The organism is Rhodococcus sp. PBTS 1, from assembly GCF_001620025.1.
In the GTDB taxonomy this organism is placed as follows: domain Bacteria; phylum Actinomycetota; class Actinomycetes; order Mycobacteriales; family Mycobacteriaceae; genus Rhodococcoides; species Rhodococcoides kroppenstedtii.
This window is the reverse complement of sequence record NZ_CP015219.1, coordinates 197,996-217,717: the sequence shown is the minus strand read 5'-3', so window position 1 is coordinate 217,717 and position 19,722 is coordinate 197,996. Positions and strand designations below refer to the sequence as shown.

Genomic DNA, 19,722 nt, shown 5'->3' with positions numbered 1-19,722 from the left:
CACGCGTGGCGAGCAGATCGGCAGCCGAGGCCGACGACGGGGACGGAAAGCCGGACGGCCGCAAGCGCCGGTGGCGCGAGCACAAGATCGCGCGCCGGGAAGAGCTGGTCGACGGCACCCTGGCCGCCATCCGCGCCCGCGGGCGGTCCATCGGCATGGACGAGATCGCGTCCGAGATCGGCATCTCGAAGACCGTCCTCTACCGGTACTTCACCGACAAGAACGATCTGACCAACGCCACGCTCGAGCGGTACGTGGAGACCACCCTCGCGCCCCGCATCTACGAGGCGATCGCCGTCGACGTCGACGAGTACAACCTGACCCGTCGCGTGGTCACCGCGTACGTCGAGACCGTCGCCGACGATCCCGAGGTCTACCTCTACGCGATGAGCACCAGCTCGGGCCCGAACCGCGACGTCGTGGCCGAGTCCGAGCGGATGATCGCCGAGTTGCTTTCGACCGTGCTCGGGGAACGGCTGCGCCGCATGGACATGGACTCCGGCGGGTCCTTGCCGTGGGCCTACGGCATCGTCGGCGGCGTCCAGCTGGCCACGCACTGGTGGATCTCGAACCGGTCGATGTCGGCGACCGATCTGATCGACTACCTCACGATGATGGTGTGGGGCGGCATCCATGGCGTCGCCGCCGCGGGCGGGTCGCCGGCACGGTTCAACTCGGTCGACCACCCGCTCGTGGACCGCGCCGTCGACGACAGCGCGGGTCAGCCCCGGTCGTAGTCGTCGTCGTCCAGCGGGACGTCGAGATTCTGCTCGACGAAGTCCGCGTCCGACACCTCGAGCCGGGACAGCGACCCGGGCAGGTCGGCGGCGTCGGGGGTCAGGTCTCGCTGCTGCTCGAGAGCATCCTCGATCGGCAGTTCGGTGCTGTTCTCGGTCGGCTGGGTCACGGGGTCGCTCCTCTCGCTCGTCCGGTCACTGCGGCGGTTCGGTCCGGTCTAGCCGGTCCTGTCGATCGGCACGGTCACGGCGATGACCCCGGCCGTGCCGATCATGAGCACTCCGACGAGTGCGCCGAGCGCCACGGAGCTCAGCGCAGCGGCGACGAACAGCGCCATGCCCACGCACAGGGCGAGCAGCACGACGGCGCCCGCGCCGGCGGATTCGAAGAGGCAGGTGGCCTCGGCCGTCTCCGCCGCTCGGGCCGACGATTCTACCGGCGGGGGCACGGTCGTCACCGGGGGTCCTCGTTCACGGGAAGTCCTCATTCGTGTCGCGTTCGGCGTTCGCCATCCCGGTACCCGACGGGGCGGGGCCTCAATCTCCGCACCGGCCGAGGTGGCGGGAGTCACCCGCGGCGGCACGGTCGTGGCCGGGCCGAGGCGCCGTTTCCGGTCCCCCGCGCCCGGGTAGCTCTGCTGACATGACCGAATCGACCGCATCCCCCTCGCTCACCGGCCGCACCGTGGCCTTCCTGGCCACCGACGGTGTGGAGCAGGCCGAGCTCACCGATCCCCGGACCGCCCTCGAGGAGGCCGGCGCCACCACCGTGCTGATCTCTCTGACCCACGGCGAGATCCAGGCCTACGAGTCCGACGTGAACCCCGCGGACACCTTCGCGGTCGACGCCGTGGTCGCGGACGCGTCGATCGACGACTACGACGCGTTGGTGCTGCCCGGCGGCACCACCAATCCCGACGCCCTGCGTACCGACGCCGACGCCGTGGCGTTCGTCCGGGACTTCGTCGGCAGTGGACGTCCGGTCGGCGTCATCTGCCACGGGCCGTGGACGTTGGTCGAGGCCGACGTCGTGCGCGGACGCACCCTGACGTCCTACCCGAGCGTGCGGACCGACATTCGCAACGCCGGCGGCACCGTCGTCGACGAGGAGGTCGTGGTGGACGGCAACCTGATCTCCAGCCGGAACCCCGACGACCTGCCGGCGTTCGGCAAGGCCCTGGTCACCGCGGTGGCCGAGGCGGAGGGGCGTCCGAGCGGGGCCTGACTCAGGACTCGTCGGTGGGGGCCGGAAAACCTCCGGTCGCCACCGGCCCCCAGGTGTCGATGGAGATGCGCAGAATCGACTTGCCCTGAGTACGCATGGCCTCGCGGTACTCGTCCCAGTCCGGATGCTCGCCGGCGATCGAGCGGTAGTAATCGACCAGCGGCTCCACCGAATCCGGCAGGTCGAGCACCTCGGCGGTGCCGTCGATCTGCACGTAGGGTCCGTCCCAGTCGTCGGAGTGGACGCACAGCGTCACCGACGACGAGTGGCGGATGTTCACCGTCTTGGCCCGCTGCGGGTAGGTGGAGATCACGATGCGCCCGGCGTCGTCCAGACCGCACGTCACCGGCGAGATCTGCAGGCCACCGGACCGACGATGGGTCACCAGCGTCGCCCGATGCCGGTCGGCGACGAAGCGGTGCAGGGTCTCGAGGTCGACGCGCTCGGCGGTCGCGTACTTCCGTGCCATGCCCCGAGCTTAGGGGGACGGGTTCGAGGCGGCGAGCATCCCGCCCGCGCGCACCAGCTCGGCGACCGAGTCGGCGTCGGTCGGGCGACCCAGCAGATAGCCCTGGGCGCGTCGGCACCCGCAGCGCAGCAGGGTCGCCAGTTGCTCCGGCGTCTCGACGCCCTCCCCGATCACGTCCAGGCCGAACGCCTCGGCCACGGACACCACCGCCCCGATGACGGCCTCGGATCGCGCCACCGGCAGTCCCGCGACGAACGATCGGTCGATCTTCACGCCGTCGAGAAGCGGGAAGCGCGTCACCGAGCCCAGCGACGATTGCCCGACACCGAAGTCGTCCAACAGGATTCGTATCCCACGCTCGTGCAGGCCGCGCAGCGCCGCCCGCACGGTGTCGCTGTCCTCGAGCCACACCGACTCGGTGATCTCGATGCCGAACGTGGACGGATCGAGTCCGGAGTCGGCCAGCGCGTCGTCCACGGTGGCGAGAAACCCCGGCATCCGCAGCTGCAGGGGGCTGACGTTCACCCGCAGGTCGACCGAGGGCGGTCTGCGCTCCGCGCCCGCGCCGAGCAGGCGCTGCCACGCGGCGGCATCTCGGCATGCGCGCCGCAACACCCGCTCCCCGAGCGCCGCGATCAGCCCGGCCTGCTCGGCCGCCGGCACGAACTCGTCGGGACCCAACGGACCGAGTGTCGGCGACGTCCTCCGCGCCAACGCCTCGACGCCGACCAGGACGCCGATCTCGATGTCGAACACCGGCTGGTAGACGACGGTCATCTCGTCCGCGTCGATCGCGGCCCGCAGGTCGGTCGCGACGGCCCAGCGTCGTTGCAACGCGCCACCGGCCGCGGAGTCGAAGACCTCGACGTGGCCCGGTCCGCGACGCTTCGCGGCACTCACGGCGATGTCCGCCTCACGGACCAGGTCGGCGGCGGTTCGGTGGCCGTGCCCGACAGCGACGCCGGCGCACGCGGTGACAACGGTGTCGCGGCCGTCCACAGAGATGGGCTCGGCGAACACGGCGAGCATCGACGCGGCCAGCGCGGTCGCGTCGAACGTGCTGGTGAGGCCGGGACAGACGACCGCGAACTGGTCCGCCCCGAGTCGGGCCACCGCGTCACCCGGTCGTGCGGCGCCGCTGAGGACGGGCGCCACGGCGGCCAGCAGGGCGTCACCCGCCGCGAAGCCGAAGGTCTCGTTCACGCTGCGGAACCCGTCGAGGTCGATCAGCACCACCGCCGTCAGACGACCGTCGGCCCGTCCGACGGCGAGAGCGTCGTCGAGACGGCGGTATCCCGACGTGCGGTTGTCCAGCGAGGTCACCGGGTCGATCAGACTGCGGTGCCGCAGTCGGTTCTCGAGGTCGGTGCGGTGCACGGCGGCCCCCAGCACGTCGGCCAGGATGATCAGCACCGTCAGCGCGTCCGGCGTCACCACACCGGTCGATTCGCGGTAGACGGCGAGGACGCCCCAGTTCTCGGGCGACCCCGGAACCGGAACGGCGGCCGCACTGCGCAGGCCGAACTGCTGCATCTCGGAGGTGTCGAATCGCGTCTCGCGGGCCGTGTCGACGCACACGACCGGACCACCCTCGCGCATCGCGTATCCGGCGATCCCGCTCGCGCGGACCTGCACCCCGTCGAGATCCTCGGTGGTGCGGCCGGTCGCGCCCAGGACCGCCATCTTCTCGCCGTCCGGGCTCGGCCGCAGGATGAGGACGTGCTCGGCGTCGAACAACGGCGGCACCGTCTCGAGGATCGCATTGGCCAGGTGGTCCGTGCTGCCGGTGACGGAGATGCGATGGAGGGCGGACACCACCCGCTGTTCCTGCACGCGTCGACGCACGTCGCCGGAGACGTCCTGCAGGTCGACCTCTCCCGGCGGGTCGGGCGAGACGGAGGTGCGGCTGACGACCACCATCGCGATGTCGGATCCCCGGCCGGCGTCGACCATCCAGGCCGACGCGACCAGCTCGCCCGGAACCTCCGCGGGGTCGGTCACGGCGCCGGACCAGAAGCCGCTGCGGCGGGCCGCGTCGACGATGCCGGCCAGCACCGGGGAGATCGCGTCCGCTCCCGGCGCCAGCGAGTCCCGCGCCGAGAGATTGGCGTAGCGGAGCACGCCGGACTCGACGATCATCACCCCGTTGGCGGCGGTGTCGGCCACGGCGGCGACGGCCGCCACCAGCGCGTCGGTCACGGTCGGTCCGCGGTCCAGGCAAGCAACCGGTCCACCGGCCAGGTGGTGACGATGCGCTCCGGCGGGATGCCGACGGCCGCCGCCCGGGCGCAGCCGAGTCCCAGCCAGTCCAGTTGGCCGGGCGCGTGCGCGTCGGTGTCGATCGCGAACAGGCAGCCGATCTCGAGCGCGAGTTCCATCAGCCGCTCCGGTGGATCCTGCCGTTCCGGCCGACTGTTGATCTCGACGGCGGTGCCGGCGTCGCGACAGGCCTCGAACACCGCTCGGGCGTCGAACGTCGATTCCGGCCGGGTACCGCGTCCGCCCTCGACCAACCGGCCCGTGCAGTGGCCCAGCACGTCGACGTCCGGGTCGGTGACCGCGGCTATCATGCGCGCGGTCATGGTGGCGCTGTCGGCGCGCAGGTGCGAGTGCACGCTGGCCACCACCACGTCCAAGTCGACGAGCAGGTCCCGCTCCTGATCCAGCCCGCCGTCGTCGAGGATGTCCACCTCGATCCCGGTGAGAATGCGGAACGGCGTGTCGTCGTCCGCCTCGACCTCGAGCGCCAGATCCGCGAGCAGCTCGAGTTGGTCTCGCAGGCGGTCCGCGGACAGGCCGTTCGCGACGGTCAGGCGCGGCGAGTGGTCCGTGAGCGCCCAGTACTCGCGGCCGAGGCGACGCGCGGTCGCCGCCATCTCCGCCGGCGGGCTGCCCCCGTCCGACCAGTTCGAGTGCGTGTGCAAGTCACCGCGGACCGCTGCGGCGAGCTCGATCGCCGCGGCGGAGAACTCGCCGCCGGCATGCGGGCCGATCGGTTCGGCGTCGGCCCGCAACTCCGCGAGATAGTCGGGCACATCCCCCGCCGCGGCGGCCGCGGCCACGGCGGCCGTCTTCGGTCCGATACCACGGAGCGACGTCCAGTCACCCCGGCGCGCGATCTCCGCCCGACGCTCGGGGGTCAGGGCCGCGAGCACATCGGCCGCGTTGCGGTAGGCCTTCACTCGGCGCGTCTCCGCCCGGGCGCGCTCGAGCCAGAAGGCCACCTCGCGGAGCGCCACGACCGGGTCCGACGAATCGGGGTTCATGATGGGCCGAGACTACCCGTGGCCCCGACCGGAGTAATCCGATCGGGGCCACGGGTCGGTCCTGCCGGCGCGTTATCCGCGCACGTCGACCACGTGAGCGGACGGCTCCCACCGAGCGGCCCCCATGACGCGGGCGACGGCGTCGCCGACCCGCAGCGTCAGACGGCTGCCCCGGTCCTCGCACGCCATGTCGAGCGCGGCGACGACCGTGAGCGCGGCGGTGCCGAAGAAGTCGACGGCGGTGAGGTCGAGCACCACGTCGTCGGCGGGCGCGTCGCGCAGGGCGTCACGCAGGTCGGCCGCGTTGGCAAGGTCGATGCTGCCGCCGACCCGGTACGTCGTCGTGGTGTCGGTGCGGCTGACGGTGAGGGTTCCGTCGGACAGGGGAAGAACGGTGGTACGGGGATCGGATGCGATCGTCGAAACGGTCATGAGTGACTCCAAGTGCCGATCGAGCTGCTGAGCACGGATCTGCGGGTGCCGCCCGGAGTGGACTGCGCGAAGAGCAGTCCCGGCGGGAGATGTCCGGCCGCGAGAGAAAGGCGGGGGACTCGAGAAAAGGGATCTACGGCAACCATCGACGGTGCTTCGTACGTCGGCTGCTGACTCAACCTGCTGACGAACCTACGCCGGTTGGAACTCGATGCCAACCGGTTTCCCGATTCGGGGCCGCGGGTAGCCCCTCCCGGTACTCCGTCGCGGTGGGCCTGTCGTCCACCGTGGGTACCCGCCGAGGAAGCACCGGTCGGCCACCGATACATTCGCAGCAGAGCGTCCGCCGCGCACCGTCCGCGCGGGGGACCGGAAAGCGGGAAACCTCATGACACGGGCCATCACCACCGACCCCGACTCCGCCGGGTCGGCGTCGACCATCGAGCTGGGAGTGCTCGCCGACCCGAGCCAGCTCTCCGTCACGCGTGCGGTCGCTGCGGCCCTCGCGGCACAGGAGGACTTCGACCTCGACAGCATCGCGGACATCCGCCTGGCCATCGACGAGTCGTGCAGCCGCCTCATCGTCCGCGCCACGCCGGGTGCCCGTCTGGTCTGCGCGTTCACGCCCGGTCCCGACGTGCTCGAGGTCGCCGTCACCACCACCACCGAACCCGGCGCCGATCTCGACGCCAGCGGTTTCGGTTGGCACGTGCTCAACGCGCTGACCGACACGGTGTCCACCTCCCAGACCGAACACGAGGGCGTGGTGTCCACGACCATCGAGTTCTCCAAGCGCAAGCACGGCCTGGACGAGTGACGACCAGCGAACGCAAGAGCAAGTCCCGCCGGTCGGCCGACGAGTACGCCGACGTCGCGGAGAAGTTCTCGGCCATCGGCGCTCTGCCCGAGTGCGACCCGCAGCGTCGCGTCCTCCGCGATCAGCTGGTCACCCGGTGCCTCCCGCTCGCCGAGCACATCGCCCGCCGCTTCGACGGCCGCGGCGAGGCGCACGACGATCTGGTGCAGGTCGCGCGCGTCGGCCTGGTCAACGCGGTCGACCGGTTCGACGTCGAGCGCGGCTCGGACTTCGTGTCCTTCGCGGTGCCGACGATCATGGGCGAGGTCCGTCGTCACTTCCGCGACGCCGGGTGGGCCGTCCGCGTGCCCCGCCGTATGAAGGAACTGCATCTGCAGCTCTCGCGGGCGGTGGCGGATCTGTCGCAGACGCAGGGCCGGTCCCCGACCGTGTCCGAACTGGCCGAGTACCTGGATCTGGACCGGGACGAGGTCGCCATGGGTCTCACGGCCGGCAACGCGTACCAGACCCTGTCCGTGGACAGCGCGTCGAGCGGCAGCGACTCCGAAGGACTCTCCCTCGCGGACACCCTGGGTGACTACGACAAGGAGATGGAGAACGTCGAGAACCACGAGGCGCTCCGTCCCCTGCTCGAGAAGCTGCCCGAGCGCGAGCGAAACGTGTTGCTGCTGCGGTTCTTCGGCAACATGACGCAAACGCAGATCGCGGACAAGATGGGCATCTCGCAGATGCACGTGTCGCGGTTGCTCGCTCGTACGCTCGCGCAACTGCGCGAAGAGCTGCACTAGCGCAACCGCGCGAAGAACTGCACCGGGCGGGTCGCGCGCCCTACAGTGCTCGCCATGAGTGCGAGCACCGGGTGGTCGGGATCGGCCACCGAGATCCTGCGCGTCGACCCGTCGGTGTCCTTCGCCGACGTCGACACCTACGCCAAGCCGGGGTTCACCGGCTCGAAATCGGACGGCAAGGCGTGGCTGGGCTCGCGCGCCACCGATCTGCGCGAACTGCAGGAGAAGCTGTACGCGAACGGACGCTCCGGCGATCACCGCTCCGTGCTGCTCGTGCTGCAGGGGATGGACACCTCCGGCAAGGGCGGCATCGTCAAACACGTTCTGGGGCAAGTGGAACCGCAGGGTGTGGACCACACGTCCTTCGCCGCGCCCACGGAGGAGGAGCGTGCCCACCCGTTCCTGTGGCGAGTCGAGAAGGCGCTGCCTCGCGCGGGACAGATCGGCGTGTTCGACCGCTCGCACTACGAGGACGTGCTCATCGTGCGGGTGCACGACATGGTGCCCCGCGAGGTGTGGGAGACCCGTTACGACGAGATCAACGCGTTCGAGAAGCGCGTGGTCGAGTCCGGCACCACCCTGATCAAGGTCGCACTGGCGTTGTCGAAGGACGAGCAGCGGGAACGGCTCGCGCGACGCCTGCGGCGGCCGGACAAGTACTGGAAGTTCGACCCGTCGGACGTCGCCGAGCGGGGCTACTGGAACGACTACATGGCCGCCTACGACGCGGTGTTCGAGCGAACCTCCACCGAGTACGCGCCGTGGCACGTGGTGCCCTGCGACCGCAAGTGGTACAGCCGGGTGGCCGTCACCGAACTGCTCGTCGAAGCCCTGCACGGCTTCGACCTCGACTGGCCCGCAGCGGACTTCGACGTCGAAGAGCAGCGCCGCCTGCTCCGGGAGAGCTGACGGCGCTGCCTTCGAACGGTTCGATCAGAGAGTCGCGGTTGCTACGGGCGATCAGAGAGTCGCGGTGTCGATGACGAAGCGGTAGCGCACGTCCGACTTCACGACGCGGTCGTAGGCCTCGTTGATCTTCTCGCCGGGGATGACCTCGATCTCGGCGCCGATGTGGTGCTCGGCGCAGAAGTCGAGCATCTCCTGGGTCTCGGCGATGCCGCCGACCATCGAGCCGGCGAACGAGCGTCGGTTGGCCAGCAGGTTGAACGCCGGCACCTCGAGCGGCTTCTCCGGCACGCCCAGCTCGACCAAAGTGCCGTTACGGGCGAGCAGTCCCAGGTAGTCGCCCATCGGCAGGTTGGCCGAGACGGTGTTCAGGATCAGATCGAACTTCCCGCGCAGATCCTTCAGCGCGGTGGTGTCCTTGGTGGCGTAGTACTCGTCGGCACCAAGGCGCTTGCCGTCCTCCTCCTTGCTCAGCGTCTGGCTGAGCACGGTGACGTGGGCGCCGAGGGCGTGGGCGATCTTGACGCCGATGTGGCCCAGGCCGCCCATGCCGATGATGGCGACCTTCTTGTCCGGGCCCGCACCCCAGTGCTTGAGCGGGGAGTACAGGGTGATGCCGGCGCACAGCAGCGGCGCGGCCACGTCGAGGTCGACGCCCTCGGGGATGCCGAGGACGAAGCGCTCCGTCACGACGATCTGCGTCGAGTAGCCGCCGTGGGTGAACTCGCCCTCGTAGGTCTCCGAGTTGTAGGTCTGCACCACGCCCTTGGTGCAGTACTGCTCGTCCCCGTCCTGGCACGCCTCGCACTTGCCGCAGGAATCGACGAAACACCCGACACCGACGCGGTCGCCCACCTTGCGGGTGGTGACTTCGGAGCCGACCTCGGCCACGATGCCGGCGATCTCGTGGCCGGGCACGACGGGGTACGTGGTGCCGCCCCACTCGTTGCGCGCGGTGTGGATGTCGGAGTGGCAGATGCCTGCGAACTTGACGTCGATGAGGACGTCGTGCGGGCCGAGCTCGCGTCGCTCGATGGTGGTCTTCTCGAGCGGAGCATCGGGTGCGGTGGCCTGGTAAGCGGTAGCTGTGGACATGTCCACATGCCTACCCGTGCATCGTTGACTCGTAAACAACACCGGGCCAGGGTCACCTCGGAATGTCCGTGTCGTCCGAAAACTCCCGCGTGTCGACGCGGTGTGGTCCGGTCGGTCGCTGGGGTACCGCGCGGTTCTGTCCGGTCAGGCGGTGGCGGCGCGGAATCCCAGGAAGCCGACGTAGACGGCCAGGCCCACCAGACCGATCTTCCGCGTCGCGGGGATCGCGATCGCCGTCCCGATCGCCAGTTCCGACGCCCCGTTTCGGTAGGTCCACGTCCGCGTGTCGTCCGGGAACACCGGCTCGGTGATCGGACGGAAGGCGTCGGGAGCCACGAAGTGCGCTGCGCCCGTCGCCGCCAACGCGACTCCGGCGACGGTGGGGAGGGTGATGGATGCCATGGCCGAACTGTAGTACCCCACCTACCGTGTTCTCATGGCCGACGCGCGCGCTGTGGACCGCACCCGATCGCTACTCCGTCCCGACACCCCGAGCACCCTTCGCGCCGACGGCGTCCTCGACGTCCGCCGACCCGAGAACGGCCCCACCGAATTACGAGCCGCCCAGCGCCTCATGCGATTCGGTCCCCTCGCCACGATCTACGAACGGGCCTGGCGCCCGCTCTTCCGTCTCTGGATGGGCGTGAGCGGACCCACCGTCGACGTCGAGCGCACGTTCGCCGTCCGCGATCTGGGACTCGTCGACGACGGCACGCGCGTCGTGCTGGACGTCGCCTGCGGACCGGGCAATTTCACCCGGTTCCTCGCCGAGTCCCTCGCCGACGCCGGCCGCCGCGACGCCCTGGTGGTCGGCCTCGACGCCTCCGAACCGATGCTGGCCCGCGCCGCCCGGGACACGGCCCGCACAGTGCGCACCGACAGCACCGGCAGCACCGATCTCGCCGACCACGTCGCCTACGTCCTCGGCGACGCCCGCGAGCTGCCCTTCGAGGACGGCTCCGTCGACGCCGTCTGCTGCTACGCCGCGCTCTACCTCGTCCCCGAACCGATGCGGGTGTTCGCCGAACTCGTGCGTGTCCTGCGGCCCGGTGGCCGCCTCGCCGTCATGACCACCGTGCGCCGCGGTCCCGCCGTGGTGGCCGACGCCATGGCGACGGCGGTCCGTCCGAGCGGGCTCACGGTGTTCGGTGCCGACGATTTCACCGACGTGCTGCACCGAGCGGGCTTCGAGGCGGTGGAGCAGCGCATCCACGGCGCGGCGCAGTTCGTCACCGGCCGCAAGAGGTAGCTACGCCGCTCCGGTGACACGGTCGCGGCTACGCCGCTCCGGTGTCCGCCCCGTAGTCCGACACCAACCACTGATCGCCGTTCTTCTCCACGGTCACCGTGAGCAGGGTCGGGACGGCGCCCGGCTCCGGCTGCTGCAGGTTCTGCGTGGTCTGCGTGGCGAAGACCTTCACGGTGTACACGTTGCCGTCCTGCGCGGTCACCGTGGCGGCGTTCACGGTTCCCGAGGCCACCACCTGCGAGTCGGTCATGATCTGCGTCAGGACCTCGCGCACGCCGTCGAAGCGTTCTCGCAGCGCGTCTGTCGTGCCCTCCTCGACACCGGCGAAGAAGCCGTCGACGTTCGTGTGGTCGTAGGTCAGGGACCGTTCGGTGTACCCGCGGGCCACGTCCACGGCGGCGGCACGGTCGGCGTCGGCCGCCCGCTCGGCGTCCAGCGCTCCCGCGGCCGACCGCCACTGCCAGGCGGCGAGCGCAGCGGCGATCACCGCGAGCACGGCGACGACGGCGAGCACCACGGTCAGACGACCCCCGCGGGTGCGGCCCGTCGGACCGCCGGTCGACTCGGCAGGAATGCCGGACTCGGTGGCCGACTCGGCCGTGGATTCCCCGGCGCCGTCGCGGTCGACGAAGTCGGACTCGGAAAGGTCGGTGTCGACTCGAGTGGTCATGGTTGTCCTTTCGATCCGGAAACGGGGCGGCCGGATCACGTCTGCGGTGGGTCAGTTCGGCGGCAGGGTGACCGCGACGCGGGCGGGACCACCGCGCGGGAACACCTGCTCGAGCATGGTCACGAGGGAACCCGCGTCCACGCGCACGGGGCGAATGGTCCGGGTGGCCGGGCCGAGAACGGTGGCGATGTACCCGATGTCGGGAAGGAGCGGGCCGAGGTACTCGGAGATCTTCGGCACCAGTCGGGCGAGTTCGCCGTCCCACACGGTCTCGCCCACGTAGGAGTAGTCCTGATAGGAGCCGATGAGGTGCTCGAGTCCGCTGCCCGAGAGCTCGAGCTCCGGCACGATGTCGGCGAGGCGCGGACCCAACGAGTCGGCGTAGGCGTTCTCGCCGAGAACCTGCAGGTTGTAGTACAGGCTGCGGGCCACGTCCTGCTTGTCGCGCAGGGTGAGCGAGAGCAGGCGCAGGACCTCGACGATGTTGTCGATCTCCGGCTCCCGTCCGCGCGTCGCGGTGTCGAGCGTGTCGACGATGCCGCCGATCGCCTCCGAGTCGATCTCCCGAGTCAGCGCCTCGGCCACGGCCAGGGTGTCGCTGACGCTCGGCGAGACGACCACGTTGCCGGTGTCGACCGTGTCACCGTCGGCGAGGTACGGCCCGTCGGCGGTACGCGGACGGAAGTCGAGGAACTGCTCGCCGGCCGCGGAGAGGTTCGACACGCGCACCTCCGTGTCCTGCGGGATCGGCTCGGCGGCGTCGACCCGCACCACGGCCTCGAGACCGTCGCGGCCGGCGTCGATGCGTTCGACCCGTCCGATCGCGGCACCGCGCAGGGTGACCTGCGAGGTGTCGATCAGGCCACCGGAGGTGGTGAGCGGCACGGTGATGCTCAGGTGGTCCCGCCGCGGATCCATGTCCAGCACTCCGAGCGCGAGATAGGCGACGCCCAGCACGGCGACCGCCGTCAACGCGCCCACGGACAACAATGACTTCATCGCACGAATCCGATCCCGCGGAGGACCGCGATCATCTCGTTCGCCCGGTCCACCGGCGCCGCGCCGGGTGCGGGCGGACCGGACACCGACGTGATCCGCACGTTCGGCGTTCCGGAGAAGAACGGCACCAACCGCTCCCGCAGGAGGGCGTCCATGCGCGACGCCAGCATCGGCGCGGTCAGGTCGGCCGTGGCGAGAGTGCGCACCATCGGCTGGATCGTCGAGATGACGGAGCGGAGGTCGCCGTACACCGGGTTGATCACGCCCCCGATGCTCCGGGACATGTAGCCGAGGTCGATGAGGGAGTCGACGACGACGAGCAGCGAGTCCGCGAGTCCGGCAACGCGTTCGGGCCCGGTGGTCAGCATCGTGTCGAGCGTGTCGGTCCGGGCCTGGAAGGAGTCGAACACCGTCTCCGCAGCGCCGAGGATGCGGTCGAGTTCCGCGTCGCCGTTCGACAGGTCGGTGAGCGCCTGACGCGCCTTCTCGTTGATGAGATCCACCGTCTCGGGCGGGGGGATCGCGCGGTTGAACCGGTCGATCGACCGCTGGAAGTCGACGATGTTGCCGCCGGCCACCACCTCGGACAGCCCGCGCAGGACGTCCTCGACGTTGTCCGCCGGGTCCGTCCGCTCCAGCGGGATGGTGTCCCCGTCCTGCAGGGTGCCGCCCTGCGGGGCATCCGGCGCGGGTCGCTGGAGCGAGACGTAGATCTCGCCGAGGATGGTTCCCTGGCGCAGCTCCGCCCGGGTGGCCGCGGGCAGGTCGACGGTCCGGTCGATGTCGACGGCGGCGACGGCCGTGTTGCCGACCAACGTCACCGAGTTCAGCAGTCCCACGTCGACACCGTCGAGCACCACCTTGGCGCGGTCCGGCAGGTTCAGCACCGAGGAGAACTCGATGTCCACCCGGTACGTCGGACCGGGCACGTAGCTGCCCGGCAGCGGCAGGTCCGCGATGGACGCGCCGCAGCCGGCGACGGAGAAGGCCGTCACGGCGGCGATACCCGCGGCGACCGCGCGCAGGAGCAATCTCGAGTGTCGTGTCATCGGGTGCCTGCCGTTCCCAGGATCATCGGGACGAGGTCGACGGCGACAGTCCCGTCGGCGGACGCGACCTCGGGCGGAACGAACGTCAACCGGGCCGCGCCGGTGGCGGGGTCGGTGAGCGAGGCCGTCTGCTCGGCGGCCCGCGGGACGCGGGAGAGGATGCTGGCGATGTCGCCGGCTCGGTTGACCACGATCGCGACAATCGGGATCACGACGTCGAGCACCCGGTAGAGCGTCGGCGCGACCTTCGGGAGCACGCGCTCGAGGATCGGCAGGAACTCGACCGTGCGGTCGATGCCCGTGGCGAAGTTCTCCGAGAACTCCCCCGCCGCACCGAGTCCCTGCTTCAGGTTCGCGACGAGCAGCGCGATGTCGGGCCACCTCTCGATCAGGGTGGTGGTCAGCAGGTCGATGTTGTCCATCATCCGGCGGACCTGGGTGTCCTTGTTCGCCGGATTGCCCACCAGCGCCGAGATCTGCGACAGCGCCGTGCCCAACTCGTCCCCGCTGCCCTCGAGCGCGGTGTCCAGGGCCCGGAGCGTGTCGCCGAGCAACTGCTCCTCCGGCGGCCGCGGCGCGACCGGATCGGTGGTGGAGGTCGTCCCCAGCAGCTCGGCCCCCAGATCGTTCACCGCCGTGAGGGTGTCGCTGATGCCGATCGGCGTCCGCGTGCGGTCGAGCGGAATGCACGTCTCGCGGTCGAATCGCGCGCCGTCCCGGTAGGGCGTGGTCAGCTCGAGGCGACGGTCGGTGACGATCGAGTCGGAAAGCGTGACGGCGCCGACGTCCGCCGGCAGGGCGAGGGTCTCGTCCACCGCCATGGTGACGCGGACGTGGTCGCCGCGTGGCTCGATGCGGCGGACCTCCCCCACCGGGATGCCGAGCATCGTCACGTTGTTGCCCTCGTACAGGCCCACCGAGTCGGTCATGTCCGCGCACATCTCGGTGCGGGTGGTCGTGACGAGCCTGGCGGCGGACGACGCCGCGGTGCCGGCTCCGACGACCAGGACGGCGGCCAGACCGACGATCACGACCTTGCGTGTTCCGGCCACGTCAGCACCCCCTTCCGGGCACGGGCACGCACAGCGTGGTGCCCGTGATGACGTCGTCACCGCGATCGACGACGGCGCCGGCGTCGGTCGCGAAGATCTCGGACATGGAATCGGTGAACTCGCGCCCGGCGGTGATGGCGTCGTCGAGCGTCACGGTCTGCTCGCGCAGGGTCGCGGCGAGCGCCTCGAGTTCCTCGATGGTCGGGCCCAGCCCCTGGTCGAGCGCGACGATCGGCCGGTGCAACAGGGTGAACAGGCGTCGCAGCTTCTCCGACGCGGCGACCACGTCGGCCCGCTTGGCGCCGAGCTTCGAGGTGATGGTGGCGAGCTTGTTCAGCAAGGACAGCAGCACCTCCCGGTCCGTGGCGAGGGCACCGAGGTACTCGTCGGTGACGTTCAGGCCGCGGGTCAGATCGTCCTGGCTGTCCGCCAGGGCGGCCGTCAGGGACGTGAGGTTGTCGGTGATCCGGCGGATCGACTCGGGCTGCGCCTGCACGGCCGCGTCGAGCTCGACGATGTTCTCGCGCAACGTCTTTCCGTTCAGATCGCGCAGGATGGGCGTGGCCGCCTCCACGGTGTCGGAGAGGGAGAACGGCACCGTGGTGTGCTCGATCGGGATGCGCCCGTCCGGCAACTCGCCCGTTCCGCCGGGGCGGAGCGCGAAGTAGTGACCGCCCACCGGCGTGAGGAGCCGGACGCCCATCGACGTCGCGTCGCCGAGCTCGACGTCCTCGCGGACCTCGAAGGACACCTCGACGTGGTCGTCGGCCAGCCGCATCCCGGTGATCGTGCCCACGGAGATTCCGGCGATGCGGACGTCGTCGCCGGCGTGGGCTCCCCCGGTGTTCTCGAACGCGGCCGTATAGGTCCGGTGACCCAGCGGCAGGACGTAGACGATCGTCGTCGCGACCACGGCGAGCACCACGACCACCACACCGACCAGGCCCCACACCGTCTGACTGCCCGCTCGGAGCGAACTCATCGACACACCACCAATCGCTGAGTGCCGAGCACGACCGAGCCGATGCCCGGGATGTCGGCCTGGCCCGACGAGCAGGCGTAGACCTCGCCCGGGCCACTCGTCGGCTGCCCCTCGGCGCCACCGGACTGCAGCGACCGGTCGACCCCGCGCAGGAGACTCGGCACCAACGCGAGCAGGTCGACGATCTGCTTCGCCCCCGGCACCCGCCGACGGAACACCGAGTCGACGGGCCCGTACTCGGAGTCGTAGGTGTCTCGGAGCTGCTCGGCGATGTTCAGGAACGGACCCTGCCCCGCGTTGATGTCGTCGAGATTGGCGATCAGCGTGTCCGCCTTGTCGGCGAAGGTCGACACGACGCGATCGAGCTCCGCGAAGAGCCGGCCGAGCTGCTCGGACCGCTGACCGACCACGCCGGAGATCGCCCCGAGGTTGCGGACCAGGAGCACGATGATCTGCTCGCGCTCCTTCGCGTACGTGGTCAGGCCGTCGAGATCCCGCAGGACCGGCCCTAGTCCGGCCCCGTCGCCCTGCACCAGGTCCAGCACGTTCTGCGTGAAGCGATTGACCTGCTCGGTGTCGATGGTCTCGAAGATCGGCTGGAAGCCGTCGAACAGCGTGGTGATGTCGAACGAGGGCACGGTGTTCTCGGGCGCGAACGACGCGCCGGACGCGAGCGGCGTCCCCGCGGTGTCGTCCTGGATCAGCTCGAGGTACCGCTGACCGAGCAGGTTCTGGTAACGCACCGCGGCCTTGGTGGTGCTGGTGACGGGACGGTTGCCGTCCACCTCGAAGCTCACCCTGGCGCGGTCCCCGTCGAGGTCGATCCCGGTGACCGAACCGACCAGCACGCCGGACAGCCGCACGTCGTCGCCGGTGTACAGGCCTGAGACGTCGTCGAACCGAGCATCGAATCGCGCACGGTCGGGGCCGGTACTGCCCCCGAGCGCGTTCCCGATCAGCACGAGGCAGAGGATCGCCACCAGCGCGAACACGGCGAGCTTGACCACCGTCGCGACGGGAAAGCCCACGGCGGAGGACCGGCTCACGGCGTCGCCCCCGCCCGGCCCAGGAACGCCTCGACCGGTCCCGCCATCGTCGGCATCGAGTTCACGATCACCTGTAGTTGAAGCTGGGTGCGTCCGTCGACCGTCGGGAACGCGTCCTCGACGCCCTGCAGGACGTTCGGCACCCGCTGGTAGGCGGGGGCGAGGGTGCCGGCGGACAGGGCCACCGGGATGAGGACGTCCAGCAACGTGTCGAGCAGCGGCGCCAGATACGGTTGGTTCTCCCGCAACAGATCTCCCAGAGGAATGCTCAGCCCGCCGCCGAGACCGTTCATCGCCTTGATGGCCCGGTCCCGGTTCACGGGATTCTCGAAGTACTCGCTCGAGTCCACGACCTGCGCGATCACGTCGACCAACGGGCCGATGGATTCGCGGAGACCGTCGCCGAGCTCGGCGCCGCGGACGAGCTTCCACGACAGCGGGGACCGCTGCGTCTCGGCCATCATCTGCGCGGTGTCGAAGAAGGGCTTCAGGCCGTCGCCGAAGTTGGTCGACACCCGCGACGCGAGGTCGGCCACCCGGTTGGTGTTGTCGGCATCGAGCACGTCGGTCAGGGTGGCGAGGCGGCGGAACACGCCGGTGACGGTGGCGGTCTCGCTGTCCTCGCCGAGCTCGACGGTGGCGTTCGCCGTCAGCGGCCGTCCCTCCCCCTCGGAGAACAGTTCGATGACCGTCGCGCCGAACACCGTGGCCGAGGAGAACCGTGCCGTGAGGTCGTCGGTCAGCACCGCGGCGACGTCGGGCTCGAGGTGGGCGTGCACGCGCTGCCGGCCGAAGCCGACGGCCTCGATCTCGTCGACCCGCCCGACGGGCAGGCCGCGGTACTTGACGTCGGATCCGACCGCGAGGCCGTCGCCGATGCTCGTGCTGTCGAAGGTCACGTCGAACCGCGACTCGAACTCGCCGCGTGCGTAGTTCGTCAGAACCACGCCCAGCAGCACCAGCACCACCGCGACGGCGAGGCCGCGCAGGCGCAGCGCCCCTGGTCCGGCGGACCGCTTGGACAGGTCGTCGAAGACTGCCATGCCGCTACCCCGAGATCCTGATGCCGACGTCGGCACCCCAGATGACCACGGTCATGATCATGTCGAGCACCACGATGACGATGAGCGAGGCACGGATGGCCCGCCCCGACGCACGGCCGACACCCTCCGGACCGCCGGTGGCGTAGTAGCCCTGATAGCCGTGGATGAGGATGACGGCCGCGACGAACACGGTGGCCTTCAGCAGGGACCAGCCGAGGTCCGGCAGGCTGAGGAACGTCGAGAAGTAGTGGTCGTACGTGCCGGACGACTGGTTGCCGAACAGGTTCACGATCAGCGCGCACGAGACGTACGCGAGCACCAGCGTCAGCAGGTAGAGCGGCACGATGGTGAGGACGCCGGCGATCACGCGGGTGGTCACGACGAACGGGATCGAGCGGATGCCGACCACCTCGAGCGCGTCGATCTCCTCGGAGATTCGCATCGCGCCGATCTCGGCGGTCATGCGGCACCCGGCCTGCGAGGCGAAGCCGATGGCCGCGATCATCGGGGCCAGCTCGCGGGTGGTGGCGTAGGCGGAGATGAATCCGGTGAGCGGACCCATGCCCACGAGGTTCAGCGCGTTGTATCCCTCGATGCCGATGGACGACCCCACGGCGATACCGAGGATCACCAGCACCGACACCGTGCCGCCGCCGACGACCAGGTTGCCGCTGCCCCAGCTGATGTCGGTGAGCACCAGCATCGTCTGCCGGCGGTACGCGCGCAGGGTGTGCGGGACGGCGGCGAGCACCTGCCACACGAAGGTGAGTTGATGGCCCAGGTGCTCGGCGGCCGAGAGGGGCATGCGGACCACGCGGGCGCCCGAGCGGCGCAGGCCCGAGGTGCCGAGCGGTGAGTAGCGTGCGACGGTCATCGCGTCACCCGAGCCGTTGCGGGAAGAACATGGTCACCAACTGGGTGGCCAGGACGTTGACGACGAAGGCCGCGATCACCCCGACGACGACGGACGCGTTCACCGCGTTGGCGACGCCGCGCGGTCCGGCCGTGGCCTCGAACCCGCGCTGGCAGGCGACGAGGACGACGATGATGCCGAAGATCTCCGCCTTGACCATCGAGACCACCAGGTCGGTGGTGGAGGCGAAGGAGGCGAACGACGCGAGGTAGCTGCCGGGCGTCCCGCCCTGGAATCCGACGTTGACCACGTAGCCGGACACCAGGCCGATGAAGATCACCAGCGAGCAGAGCAGGGGCGCGACGACGATCATCGCGGCCAGTCGCGGCGCGGCGAGGCGGCGGACGGGGTCGATGCCCATGACGCGCATCGCGTCGATCTCCTCGCGCACGGTGCGGGCACCGAGGTCCGCCGCGATGGCGGAGCCGGCGGCCCCGCCGAGCAGCAGCGCGGTGACGATCGGCGCGCCCTGACGGATGACGCCCAGTCCGCCCGCAGCACCCGAGATGGAGGTGGCGCCGATCTGCGAGGTGAGGCTGCCGACCTGGACGGAGACGATGACGCCGAACGGGATGGACACCAGGACGGCGGGCAGCACGGTCACGGTGACCATGAACCAGGCCTGATCGAGCGCCTCCCGCCAGGCGAATCGCAGCGCCACGAGATCGCGGGCGAGATAGCCGAACGCGGCGGCGGTCAGGTCGGCGAACCGTCCGAACGTGCGCATGCTGGTGACGACGCGCGATCGCGCCCACGTGCCTGCCCGCGACTCGGACCGTGACCTGGTTTCGGTGCCGGCGATGGTGACCCCCCGGTGTGTGCTGTTCCCCCCGGTCCGCGACCCTTCCGCGAACCTCCGAAAACGTAGCGGCCCGAAACAGGATCGAGGTCGGTTTGCGCGGGGTTCCGTGACGGGATACAGACGACGGCCCGGCCCCCCGGGACTTCCCACCGAGTCGGTGGGAACGGGGGGTCGGGCCGTCG

At 70.2% G+C, this 19,722-nt stretch carries 23 protein-coding genes; 6 read left to right on the top strand and 17 right to left on the bottom strand.

From position 1 onward, the window contains the following. Positions 1-5: 5 nt before the first annotated feature. Positions 6-737 carry a TetR/AcrR family transcriptional regulator gene (locus tag A3Q40_RS01045; RefSeq protein ID WP_068104821.1) on the top strand — a complete coding sequence of 244 codons (732 nt, stop codon included), beginning with the start codon at positions 6-8 and terminating at the stop codon, positions 735-737. Here the strand turns inward: A3Q40_RS01045 and A3Q40_RS01040 are convergent. Further along, positions 722-907 carry a hypothetical protein gene (locus tag A3Q40_RS01040; RefSeq protein ID WP_068099424.1) on the bottom strand — a complete coding sequence of 62 codons (186 nt, stop codon included), beginning with the start codon at positions 905-907 and terminating at the stop codon, positions 722-724. The two genes, A3Q40_RS01045 and A3Q40_RS01040, sit on opposite strands and share 16 nt — an antisense overlap. Before the next feature lie 48 nt (positions 908-955). Next, entirely contained in the window at positions 956-1,195 is a 240-nt protein-coding gene (locus tag A3Q40_RS01035; protein WP_068099423.1) for a hypothetical protein, read from the bottom strand. A 185-nt stretch (positions 1,196-1,380) separates the two neighbouring features. Between A3Q40_RS01035 and A3Q40_RS01030 the strand changes: the two genes are divergently transcribed. Then, a complete protein-coding gene (locus tag A3Q40_RS01030; RefSeq protein ID WP_068099422.1) occupies positions 1,381-1,962 on the top strand; it encodes a type 1 glutamine amidotransferase domain-containing protein in 582 nt (193 codons plus the stop codon). A 1-nt stretch (position 1,963) separates the two neighbouring features. On the opposite strand, the gene A3Q40_RS01025 is transcribed toward A3Q40_RS01030, so the two are convergent. The 4 genes from A3Q40_RS01025 to A3Q40_RS01010 all read right to left on the bottom strand — a co-directional run bounded on the left by A3Q40_RS01025 (position 1,964) and on the right by A3Q40_RS01010 (position 6,129). Further along, complete coding sequence (locus A3Q40_RS01025) at positions 1,964-2,431, bottom strand: PPOX class F420-dependent oxidoreductase (RefSeq protein WP_068099421.1); 468 nt, start codon at positions 2,429-2,431, stop codon at positions 1,964-1,966. A 9-nt stretch (positions 2,432-2,440) separates the two neighbouring features. Beyond that, entirely contained in the window at positions 2,441-4,630 is a 2,190-nt protein-coding gene (locus A3Q40_RS01020) for a putative bifunctional diguanylate cyclase/phosphodiesterase (RefSeq protein WP_068099420.1), read from the bottom strand. Then, positions 4,627-5,697 (bottom strand): PHP domain-containing protein, encoded by a 1,071-nt coding sequence (locus tag A3Q40_RS01015; protein WP_068099419.1) that lies wholly within the window; start codon positions 5,695-5,697, stop codon positions 4,627-4,629. The genes A3Q40_RS01020 and A3Q40_RS01015 overlap by 4 nt, the downstream gene beginning before the upstream one ends. A gap of 72 nt (positions 5,698-5,769) precedes the next feature. Continuing rightward, entirely contained in the window at positions 5,770-6,129 is a 360-nt protein-coding gene (locus A3Q40_RS01010) for an STAS domain-containing protein (protein WP_068099418.1), read from the bottom strand. A gap of 388 nt (positions 6,130-6,517) precedes the next feature. Between A3Q40_RS01010 and A3Q40_RS01005 the strand changes: the two genes are divergently transcribed. The 3 genes from A3Q40_RS01005 to A3Q40_RS00995 are packed head-to-tail and all read left to right on the top strand — an operon-like array spanning position 6,518 to position 8,643. Further along, positions 6,518-6,946: an ATP-binding protein gene (locus tag A3Q40_RS01005; RefSeq protein ID WP_068099417.1), complete on the top strand. Its 429-nt coding sequence runs from the start codon at positions 6,518-6,520 to the stop codon at positions 6,944-6,946. Beyond that, positions 6,943-7,734: a SigB/SigF/SigG family RNA polymerase sigma factor gene (locus A3Q40_RS01000; RefSeq protein WP_068099416.1), complete on the top strand. Its 792-nt coding sequence runs from the start codon at positions 6,943-6,945 to the stop codon at positions 7,732-7,734. The genes A3Q40_RS01005 and A3Q40_RS01000 overlap by 4 nt, the downstream gene beginning before the upstream one ends. A 54-nt stretch (positions 7,735-7,788) precedes the next feature. Further along, the gene (locus A3Q40_RS00995) at positions 7,789-8,643 is read left to right on the top strand and encodes a PPK2 family polyphosphate kinase (protein WP_068104819.1); all 855 of its coding nucleotides are present in this window, start codon (positions 7,789-7,791) and stop codon (positions 8,641-8,643) included. Between the two features lie 51 nt (positions 8,644-8,694). Here A3Q40_RS00995 and A3Q40_RS00990 read toward each other — a convergent pair whose 3' ends face one another. Together A3Q40_RS00990 and A3Q40_RS00985 are read right to left on the bottom strand one after the other, a co-directional pair. Next, a complete protein-coding gene (locus A3Q40_RS00990) occupies positions 8,695-9,735 on the bottom strand; it encodes an NAD(P)-dependent alcohol dehydrogenase (protein ID WP_068104817.1) in 1,041 nt (346 codons plus the stop codon). Between the two features lie 144 nt (positions 9,736-9,879). After that, entirely contained in the window at positions 9,880-10,137 is a 258-nt protein-coding gene (locus tag A3Q40_RS00985; protein WP_068099415.1) for a hypothetical protein, read from the bottom strand. 34 nt (positions 10,138-10,171) lie between these two features. On the opposite strand from A3Q40_RS00985, the gene A3Q40_RS00980 reads away from it, so the two are divergent. After that, positions 10,172-10,984, top strand: a complete 813-nt coding sequence (locus A3Q40_RS00980; RefSeq protein ID WP_068099414.1) for a class I SAM-dependent methyltransferase — start codon at positions 10,172-10,174, stop codon at positions 10,982-10,984. Positions 10,985-11,012: 28 nt separating this feature from the next. On the opposite strand, the gene A3Q40_RS00975 is transcribed toward A3Q40_RS00980, so the two are convergent. From A3Q40_RS00975 to A3Q40_RS00935, 9 genes are read right to left on the bottom strand one after another with little or no spacing between them, the layout of a single operon-like run. Further along, positions 11,013-11,654 (bottom strand): hypothetical protein, encoded by a 642-nt coding sequence (locus A3Q40_RS00975; protein WP_068099413.1) that lies wholly within the window; start codon positions 11,652-11,654, stop codon positions 11,013-11,015. Positions 11,655-11,705: 51 nt separating this feature from the next. Beyond that, positions 11,706-12,653, bottom strand: coding sequence for an MlaD family protein (locus tag A3Q40_RS00970; RefSeq protein ID WP_068362587.1), 948 nt, complete (start codon positions 12,651-12,653; stop codon positions 11,706-11,708). Beyond that, positions 12,650-13,702, bottom strand: a complete 1,053-nt coding sequence (locus tag A3Q40_RS00965) for an MlaD family protein (RefSeq protein WP_068099411.1) — start codon at positions 13,700-13,702, stop codon at positions 12,650-12,652. The genes A3Q40_RS00970 and A3Q40_RS00965 overlap by 4 nt, the downstream gene beginning before the upstream one ends. Beyond that, positions 13,699-14,754 carry an MCE family protein gene (locus A3Q40_RS00960; protein ID WP_068099410.1) on the bottom strand — a complete coding sequence of 352 codons (1,056 nt, stop codon included), beginning with the start codon at positions 14,752-14,754 and terminating at the stop codon, positions 13,699-13,701. Before A3Q40_RS00960 ends, A3Q40_RS00965 begins: the two co-directional genes overlap by 4 nt. Position 14,755: 1 nt before the next feature. Next, entirely contained in the window at positions 14,756-15,736 is a 981-nt protein-coding gene (locus tag A3Q40_RS00955; RefSeq protein ID WP_157889456.1) for an MCE family protein, read from the bottom strand. Beyond that, positions 15,733-16,782, bottom strand: coding sequence for an MCE family protein (locus A3Q40_RS00950; protein WP_235606387.1), 1,050 nt, complete (start codon positions 16,780-16,782; stop codon positions 15,733-15,735). Before A3Q40_RS00950 ends, A3Q40_RS00955 begins: the two co-directional genes overlap by 4 nt. Further along, positions 16,779-17,825 (bottom strand): MlaD family protein, encoded by a 1,047-nt coding sequence (locus A3Q40_RS00945; protein ID WP_068099408.1) that lies wholly within the window; start codon positions 17,823-17,825, stop codon positions 16,779-16,781. Before A3Q40_RS00945 ends, A3Q40_RS00950 begins: the two co-directional genes overlap by 4 nt. Before the next feature lie 4 nt (positions 17,826-17,829). After that, complete coding sequence (locus A3Q40_RS00940) at positions 17,830-18,699, bottom strand: MlaE family ABC transporter permease (RefSeq protein ID WP_068099407.1); 870 nt, start codon at positions 18,697-18,699, stop codon at positions 17,830-17,832. A gap of 4 nt (positions 18,700-18,703) precedes the next feature. Further along, the gene (locus tag A3Q40_RS00935; protein WP_068099406.1) at positions 18,704-19,465 is read right to left on the bottom strand and encodes an MlaE family ABC transporter permease; all 762 of its coding nucleotides are present in this window, start codon (positions 19,463-19,465) and stop codon (positions 18,704-18,706) included. Positions 19,466-19,722 lie beyond the last annotated feature (257 nt).

Bases quoted from the DNA above. Each gene is read 5' to 3' on its own strand.
- A3Q40_RS01030 (WP_068099422.1), top strand. From the start codon at position 1,381: ATGACCGAATCGACCGCATCCCCCTCGCTCACCGGCCGCACCGTGGCC.
- A3Q40_RS01025 (WP_068099421.1), bottom strand. From the start codon at position 2,431: ATGGCACGGAAGTACGCGACCGCCGAGCGCGTCGACCTCGAGACCCTG.
- A3Q40_RS01015 (WP_068099419.1), bottom strand. From the start codon at position 5,697: ATGAACCCCGATTCGTCGGACCCGGTCGTGGCGCTCCGCGAGGTGGCC.
- A3Q40_RS01010 (WP_068099418.1), bottom strand. From the start codon at position 6,129: ATGACCGTTTCGACGATCGCATCCGATCCCCGTACCACCGTTCTTCCC.
- A3Q40_RS01005 (WP_068099417.1), top strand. From the start codon at position 6,518: ATGACACGGGCCATCACCACCGACCCCGACTCCGCCGGGTCGGCGTCG.
- A3Q40_RS00995 (WP_068104819.1), top strand. From the start codon at position 7,789: ATGAGTGCGAGCACCGGGTGGTCGGGATCGGCCACCGAGATCCTGCGC.
- A3Q40_RS00990 (WP_068104817.1), bottom strand. From the start codon at position 9,735: ATGTCCACAGCTACCGCTTACCAGGCCACCGCACCCGATGCTCCGCTC.
- A3Q40_RS00985 (WP_068099415.1), bottom strand. From the start codon at position 10,137: ATGGCATCCATCACCCTCCCCACCGTCGCCGGAGTCGCGTTGGCGGCG.
- A3Q40_RS00980 (WP_068099414.1), top strand. From the start codon at position 10,172: ATGGCCGACGCGCGCGCTGTGGACCGCACCCGATCGCTACTCCGTCCC.
- A3Q40_RS00975 (WP_068099413.1), bottom strand. From the start codon at position 11,654: ATGACCACTCGAGTCGACACCGACCTTTCCGAGTCCGACTTCGTCGAC.
- A3Q40_RS00970 (WP_068362587.1), bottom strand. From the start codon at position 12,653: ATGAAGTCATTGTTGTCCGTGGGCGCGTTGACGGCGGTCGCCGTGCTG.
- A3Q40_RS00965 (WP_068099411.1), bottom strand. From the start codon at position 13,702: ATGACACGACACTCGAGATTGCTCCTGCGCGCGGTCGCCGCGGGTATC.
- A3Q40_RS00955 (WP_157889456.1), bottom strand. From the start codon at position 15,736: ATGAGTTCGCTCCGAGCGGGCAGTCAGACGGTGTGGGGCCTGGTCGGT.
- A3Q40_RS00945 (WP_068099408.1), bottom strand. From the start codon at position 17,825: ATGGCAGTCTTCGACGACCTGTCCAAGCGGTCCGCCGGACCAGGGGCG.
- A3Q40_RS00940 (WP_068099407.1), bottom strand. From the start codon at position 18,699: ATGACCGTCGCACGCTACTCACCGCTCGGCACCTCGGGCCTGCGCCGC.
- A3Q40_RS00935 (WP_068099406.1), bottom strand. From the start codon at position 19,465: ATGCGCACGTTCGGACGGTTCGCCGACCTGACCGCCGCCGCGTTCGGC.